This is a genomic window from Anaerophaga thermohalophila str. Valhall (genome assembly GCF_000250735.1).
Classification (GTDB): Bacteria; Bacteroidota; Bacteroidia; order Bacteroidales; family Marinilabiliaceae; genus Anaerophaga; species Anaerophaga thermohalophila_A.
Genome location: NZ_AHZV01000316.1, coordinates 1 through 8,665 on the forward strand (window position 1 = coordinate 1; position 8,665 = coordinate 8,665).

An 8,665-nucleotide genomic window follows, 5' to 3' on the forward strand; every position below is an offset into this window, starting at 1 on the left:
GCTCTGTCACCGCTCCGCGGTTTTAGTATTGTCAACAATATATCAGCAATTAATAGCCGCAGAGCGGCGACAGAACGGTAGAATTATGTAAGAAGAAAAACAAAAAGCTGCGGAGCTGCGACAGATAATGTAAAAATTTGTTTGGTCCTGCCTTGTCCAGGTTAGGGATGTTAACTAAGCTAACAACCCCAACAGGCTAACACTATAACAACCAATAACAACCTAACAATTCTAACAGACTAACAATTTTAACAGGTTAACAACCCTAACAAGCTAACAGGCCTTTCTACATAATGAACAGACACTAATTAGTGTCTGTCCATAATGTACCATTTGCTGTGTTACGCTCGCCGCCAAAATACTCATTTACGAAAAGTAAACTGCGTTTTTGGCGGCTTCGCAAGCCTTGCAACTGGCACTTTCTGTACAGACACACATATTGAGAAAATTTTTGCAAGTTTATAGATGAGCACTAATTAACAGCATTAACAATCGTCACCACTGTCAGGGCCAGTGAGGCCACGCTGCTGCCTATGCTGATCCAGGCGGTTGCAGGCAATGGTTCACGCTGCTTTTTGGCCGGCACTACAATTTCGCTACCGGGAAGTACTTTCGGATAATTTTTAAAGAACAGAAACTTTGTAGTAGCAGCTGCTTTGCCATTGGGATAAACCACATAAGCCTTTCCTTTCCTGGCATCATCGGAAAAGCCTCCGCTCTGGTTCACATAATACCGTAGTCCTTCTCCCTGTATAAAAGGGGTACTATTGGGATTAAGTACTTCTCCGCCAATTCTTACTGTTTGCAATTCCCGGGGAATCATTAACTCGTCCCCGTCTTTCAGGAAGATATCATCGCGGCTGCCCGGATTTGCAAGCGCTTGTTTCAGATCAACAGCCACCACTTCAAAACCAAGGTCATCAAACTGTAAAGTGATATCCTGTTCCATCAATTGTTCCCTCAGGCGTTTTACTTTGGGATCGAGGTCCACTTTACGCGTCAGCATGGCCCCTTCGGGAAATGCATCGGGTGTTAGTCCGCCCGCTCTTTCTATTATCGACGAGACCCGCTCCTGCCTGCTGGAAAGATTAAATTCACCGGCATAGATCACCTCTCCGTTTATTCTGACGGTTCCTGTCTGCACAAAACCGGGTGCTTTACGCACATATACTTTGTCGTAGGGTTGCAGTTCGAACTGTTCGTCCTGCTCATCCATCTCCAGATCGCGGGAGATGGAAAACTGAAACAAATGTCCCGTCCGCATCTGATAATTTGAAGCTTCCTCATGACTCAGGCGACGGGCAACCTCAATGTAAGAGCTGGACGCAGATTCAAGAAAACCTCCGGAGAGCGCAACCAGGTCTGACAGCGTCATTCCGTTGCGATAATCGTAATTGCCGGGAGAGGCCACTTCTCCTCTGATCTGCAGGGTACGCTCCTGTCGTAAGCTGTCGATGGAATAGATGGTTACAATATCTTCGCGTTGTAATTCCACATCAAATTTTCCCGATATCAAATCTTCCACATTGAAAGGGATATTCTGCAATTGAAGTTTCTCATCAAGACGAAGTATCTGGCCACGTTGCATAAAGGCATCTTCACGAAGTCCGTCGGCCTTTTTCAAAAGAGCAGAAAGCATAAGACCATCCTCAAGCTCATAATTTCCAGGCCGCATAACAGCGCCTTCAATAATTACACGATTTTCCACTCTTTCGGTCAACTCCCCGGCCGAAATGCTGTCTCCGTTTTCAACCTGTACATTTGTAAACTCTTCCTTTGTAACGCTTTTAAAGAGAATCTGACGCGACTCATTTCTGAATATTTCCACCCGTTCATTGTAAGCCTTGTCGGTAAAACCACCTGCATAATCAATCATGTTGCCAACCGTTTCGCCCTCTTTGGCCTCAAAGATGCCGGTTCGCTTAAATTCGCCTCCAATTCTGACTCTGTTAAGATAAGAAGGAACCATTATCACATCGTCATCGCGAAGGGTGATGTTATTCCCTGTATTTCCATTAATCAGATAGTCGTAGACATCGAGAACTTTAATAACCCTGCCATCCCTGATAACTTTTATACTCCTGAACGAACCATTCATATCGGGCCCGCCTGCCAGATAAAGTGCATTAAATGCCGTAGCGGTTCCCGGGAGTGTATAGCTGCCCGGGGCAAATACATCTCCTATTACATGTACTTTTATTGGTTTGATTTGCCCCAGATAAATATTGGCAAAAGTCCGTGGCTGATCTCCGGAGAGTTCCCGGTATATCAGTACAAGTTTATCGAATATTTTCTTTCTGGCCTTTTGCAAGGTCATACCACCAACAGAAACCGCCCCTGCATTTGGGATATTGATATTCCCGGAATTATCAACCATCAGAAGATAACTTTGCTCCGAAGCACCCCAAATATCAATGGATATCTCATCACCCGGGCCAATAATATAGGAATCGGTGGCCGGTAAATTCACTCCAGGCTCAAATGTTAAGCGATCCGAATTAAAAAAATTAAACCCGAATAATCTTCTTTCCTCTTCCGATGGTTCAATTTCGGCTTTAAATGAAAGTTCCTGATCGTATAAAGCAGACCCCGATGAAGCCTGGGTTGTGTCGGCTACACTCTCTTGTCCCAAACCAAGCTCTTCAAACCGCCGCTGAAGTGCATCAATCTGCTGTCTTGAAAAACCACGTGCCATAGCCAGTGAAATGGCCTGTTGCTCCGAAAGCCCACGGCTCATGATTTCGTTATATATTTGTCGAATCTGGCTGTCTGACAACTCGGATATCCTTACCTGCGAAGGGTTGACGTTTTGCTGTGAATATCCATTTGTAGCAACTCCGGATAAAATGGTCAGCAGAAGAAGAATGATGATTTTACGCATATCGACAATGGTGATTAGTGGTTAGTAATTAGTAATTAGTAGTTAGTGGTTAGTGGTTAGATAACGTCTGAACACACTACCGTTTCCTGACTCCCATGGTGCTTATACAAAGTAATTGCATCCATAAGTGACAGCCAACAATGTATCGGAGAAACAAATCATTTACACTTTACAAACGCTTATGGCACTGAAAAATTATCTTCAGAGCATAGCCATTATTTCGGAGCACAAATTTATTAAAAATGGCGGTGGAAGCAGCAGAAAAAGCCAAAAACTATTGTCTATTGAAGAATAACTATTGACTAATGTTACCGCTCTGTCACCGCTCCACGGTTTTAGGTTTCTCGTTCCGTGTTTTAAGTTTCGAGTTTTGTGTTTCGGGTTTTGAGGCCCCCTAAATCCCCCCAGGGGAGACTTATTAATTTGAAATATTCTTTTAAATTTGGTTAATCTCTGTTATCTGTGATGCAACTTTATTTTTTGTATTCTTGTCTTATATGTCTTATATGGTGTATTTTTTGAGAGACGCTCTATGGTGCGTCTCTACTGCCTTCTATCTTCTGCCTTCTGCCTTTTGCCTTTATACTGACGAACTCTCGTCTTTAAAAAAACGTTTCTGAAAAATCAGAATAAAAATAATGCCCAACGTTATCGAAGAGTCGGCAATGTTAAAAACCGGGCGGAAGAATATAAACTCCCGGCCTCCGATAAACGGGAGCCAATCGGGGTAATGACCGGAAAAAAGCGGAAAGTAAAACATATCGACCACACGACCGTGAAGAAACGGTGCGTATCCGCCACCTTCAGGAAATAATTGGGCAACCTGAGAATAGGAGTGATTAAAAATCATCCCGTAAAACATGCTGTCGATGATATTTCCGAGAGCTCCGGCCAACACCATGCTTACACTAATTATCAGTCCTTTTGGCGCCCCTTTGCAGGAAAGTCGGTACAGGTACCAACCAATACCAACAACTGCTATAATTCGAAAAACACTCAAAAAAATCTTGCCCCAGTCGCCCCCCAGTTCCATTCCAAAAGCCATCCCGTTATTCTCAACAAAATGGATGTAAAACCAGTTCCCAAAAACAGGGAACTCATCCCCCAACATCATTGTGGTCTTGATCCAAAATTTCAGTGCCTGATCAACAATCAGTATTGCTATAATTATTAATATCGGTGTTTTTAATTTTCCCATCCCCTGGCTGTTAGATGTTAGATGTTTAGATTGTTAGATGTTAGATTGTTAGGGTTGTTAGGGTTGTTAGGCGCTTATCACATAAAACCAACCAACATGTTGTTTAAGTTGACCAAATCCCCCGTAGGGGCTTTTTTTCAGGCTTACCCTGAAAAAACACAGATGCAATATGCTATATATTTTAATGCTAAAAATCAGATGTTTAGAAATAAGATGTTACATCCCGAATCTATGGAGCTTCTTCTGGCGAAAACAGATGAAGGAAATTTCGTCAACCGCACTATGTCATGCCTGACCAACAAGGAGCTACTACTCATTCCCTGCAAAAAACACAGCAAAAAAGACACAACAATCCCTGTACTTCTGTGAAATACCATCTGAACCCTATGTTGCAATAATTTAAAGCTCAAAACTTTCTATTTCTGTGTCTTTTTTTGCTTCAATACTCAGGGTGGCATGCGGAACCGCTCTCAGGCGTTCTTTGGATATCAGTTTGCCGGTTTCGCGACAAATTCCATAAGTTTTATTTTCAATCCGCACCAAAGCAGCCTGCAAATGCTGAATAAACTTTTGCTGACGCTGGGCCAGTTTCCCGGCTTCTTCTTTGGAAAGCACAGCAGCCCCTTCTTCCAGAACTTTAAAAGTGGGAGATGTATCCTGAGTGTCATTGCCATCCTCGAGTGTTATGGTATTTCTAAGCAATTCGTAATCGCGTTTTGCTTTTTCGAGCTTGGCAAGAATGATCTCTTTAAATTCCTGCAGCTCTTCATCTGAATAACGGGTCTTTTCAGCCATGGTGACAAAATTTATATATGAGTCCGGTGTAAAAAACATCTTTGAGTGCGGTCTAAAAAGCATTTGTTGCCAAACTCTGTGTTGTTTTAAATTTCTGCATCCTCATTAACAACGAGTTAACTCCGGCACAAAAATTTAAAACGCCTTGATTTTGACAAAAATATGTCTTTTTATACCACACTCATCTTTGTTTCCAAACTCATTGTTGAGATAAAAAGAGTGTTCTTATATTTTACTAATTTCCAGCAATGTATTCACATCGTCGTCTATCTCTACGGAGAGAGCATGATTACTGTTACATGAATCGACCAAATTAATCTCCCGGGCCAGCGTTTGTGCCGAAATATATGATTTATGTTTATTTACAGCGTTATCAATTTTCCCGTTTTTCTGAATATTAATCCTGATCTTATCGGTAACTTCAAACCCACTGTCTTTTCTCAGGTTTTGAATCCGGTTTATCAACTCACGTGCAATACCTTCCTCTTTCAGGGCGGGTGTTACATTTATATCCAGAGCAACAGTAATTTTGCCTTCGTTGGCAACCAGCATTCCGGGAATATCTTCACTGATGATCTCTGCATCCTCGCTTTGCAATTCCACTTTTTGTCCGTCCACGTTAAGCTCAAACCTTCCGTCTGCCTCAAAGCGGGCTATGTCTTCCTGGGTCATTTCCCCAAAGGCCTTACTGATGCCCTTCATCATTTTACCAAAGCGTGGTCCCAAAGTTTTAAAGTTGGGTTTGATTTTTTTCTACCAGTACGCCGGTAACATCCTTAAGATACTCAATTTCTTTGATATTGACCTCTGTCATTATCAAATCTTTTACAGCATCTATTTGTTGCTCAAAATGATTGTCATAAACCGGCAACATTATTTTTTGCAGCGGCTGACGCACCTTAATGTTGACCTTACGGCGCAGAGCAAGAACCATGGAAGAAATCTGCTGGGCATACCCCATTCGCTCTTCCAGTGAACTGTCTATATAACTCTCGTCGGCCCCGGGAAAATCGGTCAAATGAACCGATTCTTCACTGTGACGCCCGGATATCTTATTCAGATCACAAAAGAGCCTGTCCATATAAAAAGGCGCAATAGGGGCAGCGAGCATAGCCACTGTCTCAAGCGATTGATATAAAGTCTGGTAAGCGGCTATTTTATCACGATCGAACTCCCCTCCCCAGAACCGCTTTCTGTTCAACCTTACGTACCAGTTGCTCAGGTTTTCTGTCACAAACTCCTGAATGGCGCGTCCTGCCCTGGTTGGTTCATAACTGTCCAATGCATCATTCACCTCTTTCTTCAGAGTATTCAGCAGCGAGATGATCCAGCGATCGATCTCCGGCCTTTCTGATACCGGCACTTCCTCTTCGGCACCTGTAAAACCGTCGATATTTGCATACAGAGCAAAGAATGAATAAGTGTTATAAAGCGTACCAAAAAACTTACGCTTCACTTCATCGATACCGGCCCCATCAAACTTCAGGTTATCCCATGGCTGCGCATTGGTTATCATGTACCAGCGCAGGGGGTCGGAACCAAACTGTTCGATGGTTTCAAACGGGTCTACCGCATTACCAAGCCGCTTCGACATTTTATTGCCATTCTTATCGAGCACCAGTCCGTTCGATATGATATTCTTAAATGCAACGCTGTCGAAAAGCATGGTTGCAAGTGCGTGGAGGGTGAAGAACCATCCACGGGTCTGGTCTACGCCTTCGGCGATAAAGTCGGCGGGGAATTGGAGGCCCCCCTCCGGGGGGTTAAACGGATAATGTGCCTGAGCATAAGGCATCGCTCCTGAATCGAACCAAACATCGATCAGATCGGGCTCACGATACATGGGTTTTCCCTGTTCCGAGACCAGGATAACATCATCCACATAGGGTCGGTGAAGATCGATCTTGTTGTAATTTTCATCACTGAAATCACCCGGTCTGAAGCTGCCGAACGGATTTTTATCCATAAATCCGGCCCTTACCGACCGGTCTATTTCATTCACAAGCTCTTCAACGGAACCAATACACTTTTCCTCTTTTCCGTCTTCTGTCCGCCAGATGGGCAAAGGTGTACCCCAGTATCTGGAACGACTAAGGTTCCAATCTACCAGATTCTCGAGCCATTTCCCGAAACGGCCGGTTCCTGTTGATTGCGGCTTCCAGTTGATGGTGTTGTTCAGTTCAATCATCCGTTCACGAACAGCGGTTGTGCGGATGAACCAGCTGTCGAGGGGATAGTAAAGGACCGGCTTATCGGTACGCCAGCAATGCGGATAGTTGTGAACATACTTTTCAACCTTGAAAGCTTTGTTCTCTTTTTTGAGCATTACTGCCAGATCCACATCAAGGGAAGGGTCATCTTCAGTGAGCTTTTCATCGTAGGCGTTCTTCACATATCTCCCCGAAAATTCGCTATAGGTATCCAAATCAACATGGGTTTTGACAAACCCGGGGTCCAGATCCTTGATGAGGTAAAATTTTCCGGTGCGGTCAACCATAGGCTGCTGCTTACCGTCTTTATCCCTTAACAGCAAGGGAGCAATGCCTGATTCTTTCGCAACCCGGTTATCATCGGCGCCAAATGTAGGGGCAATATGTACAATTCCGGTACCGTCGTCGGTTGTAACAAAGTCACCAGCGATAACACGGAAAGCATCGCCATCGGGTTTTATCCATGGAATCAGCTGCTCATAGCGGAGTCCGACGAGTTTTTCTCCATCAAACTCATCCAAAATTTTATATGGTATCTTTTTATCGCCAGGTTTGTAATCCGCCAGTGAAAGGTCGGCACTCTTCGGGTCAAAATAGGATGAAAGCAGGTCTTTGGCCAGAACAACGACCAAAGGACTACCAGTATAAGGATTAAAAGTTCTTACTTTAACGTAACGGATTGATGGGCCAACTGCCAGTGCAGTATTAGAAGGGAATGTCCATGGCGTGGTGGTCCATGCCAGGAAAAAGATATCGGCATCGGCATTTTCGAAAAGAAAAGCGGAATCTTCGTTTCTGACCACCTTAAACTGACCGGTGCAGGTTGTGTCCTTCACGTCGCGATAGCATCCCGGCTGGTTCAGTTCATGGGTTGAGAGGCCTGTCCCGGCTGCGGGTGAAAAAGGCTGAATGGTATAACCTTTATACAGAAGGTTCTTCTTGTGGAGTTCTTTAAGCATCCACCACAAAGTTTCAATATACCGGTTATCATAAGTAATGTAGGGATGATCCATATCAATCCAGTATCCCATTTTGTGGGTAAGGTCTTCCCACATATCGGTATATTTCATCACATCTTTACGGCAGGCTTCATTATATTCTGCTACCGAAACAGACTTTCCGATGTCTTCTTTTGTGATGCCAAGCGCCTTCTCCACACCAAGCTCCACAGGCAATCCATGAGTATCCCAGCCGGCTTTACGCTGAACAAAAAATCCTTTCTGGGTTTTAAAGCGACAAATAATATCCTTGATGGTGCGCGACATGACGTGATGAATGCCGGGCATTCCGTTGGCGGAAGGAGGTCCTTCATAAAACACGAAAGAAGGACTTTCTTCCCTGATAGAAAGGCTTTTCTCGAATGTCTTATTCGCTTCCCATTCTTTCAGTACCTCTTTATTTATTTCTGCGAGGTCTAACCCTTTATATTCCGGAAATTTTCTGTTCATTTATTATATCGTTTTGCTTCCGTTTTAAAAAGTTTACAAATATATCGCTTGACTGAAACAAAAGCAAATAGAAAAAACAGAAACAAAAATGCCGGCCGAAAAAATAAGAATTTCCGAACCGGCATTTAACCTG

At 43.7% G+C, this 8,665-nt stretch carries 7 protein-coding genes; 2 read left to right on the forward strand and 5 right to left on the reverse strand.

The genetic code is table 11. The features are described from left to right. Positions 1 to 472: 472 nt before the first annotated feature. Complete coding sequence (locus tag OQ5_RS0116190) at positions 473 to 2,881, reverse strand: SLBB domain-containing protein (protein WP_016778493.1); 2,409 nt, start codon at positions 2,879 to 2,881, stop codon at positions 473 to 475. 127 nt (positions 2,882 to 3,008) lie between these two features. On the opposite strand from OQ5_RS0116190, the gene OQ5_RS23640 reads away from it, so the two are divergent. Continuing rightward, on the forward strand, positions 3,009 to 3,176 hold the full coding sequence (locus tag OQ5_RS23640; RefSeq protein WP_176694094.1) for a hypothetical protein: 168 nt from the start codon (positions 3,009 to 3,011) through the stop codon (positions 3,174 to 3,176). A gap of 285 nt (positions 3,177 to 3,461) precedes the next feature. Here the strand turns inward: OQ5_RS23640 and OQ5_RS0116200 are convergent, their stop codons facing one another. Further along, positions 3,462 to 4,079, reverse strand: coding sequence for a lipoprotein signal peptidase (locus OQ5_RS0116200; RefSeq protein ID WP_016778495.1), 618 nt, complete (start codon positions 4,077 to 4,079; stop codon positions 3,462 to 3,464). Between the two features lie 96 nt (positions 4,080 to 4,175). Here OQ5_RS0116200 and OQ5_RS0116205 point away from each other — a divergent pair, with 96 nt between their 5' ends. Continuing rightward, positions 4,176 to 4,448, forward strand: coding sequence for a hypothetical protein (locus OQ5_RS0116205; RefSeq protein ID WP_016778496.1), 273 nt, complete (start codon positions 4,176 to 4,178; stop codon positions 4,446 to 4,448). 30 nt (positions 4,449 to 4,478) lie between these two features. Here OQ5_RS0116205 and OQ5_RS0116210 read toward each other — a convergent pair whose 3' ends face one another. The 3 genes from OQ5_RS0116210 to ileS form a co-directional block, all read right to left on the reverse strand. Continuing rightward, positions 4,479 to 4,874, reverse strand: coding sequence for a TraR/DksA family transcriptional regulator (locus OQ5_RS0116210; RefSeq protein ID WP_026055344.1), 396 nt, complete (start codon positions 4,872 to 4,874; stop codon positions 4,479 to 4,481). A gap of 225 nt (positions 4,875 to 5,099) precedes the next feature. Beyond that, a complete protein-coding gene (locus tag OQ5_RS24940) occupies positions 5,100 to 5,600 on the reverse strand; it encodes a DUF5915 domain-containing protein (protein ID WP_255297591.1) in 501 nt (166 codons plus the stop codon). Between the two features lie 4 nt (positions 5,601 to 5,604). Continuing rightward, on the reverse strand, positions 5,605 to 8,532 hold the full coding sequence (ileS, locus tag OQ5_RS21385) for an isoleucine--tRNA ligase (RefSeq protein WP_255297592.1): 2,928 nt from the start codon (positions 8,530 to 8,532) through the stop codon (positions 5,605 to 5,607). Between the last annotated feature and the right edge of the window lie 133 nt (positions 8,533 to 8,665).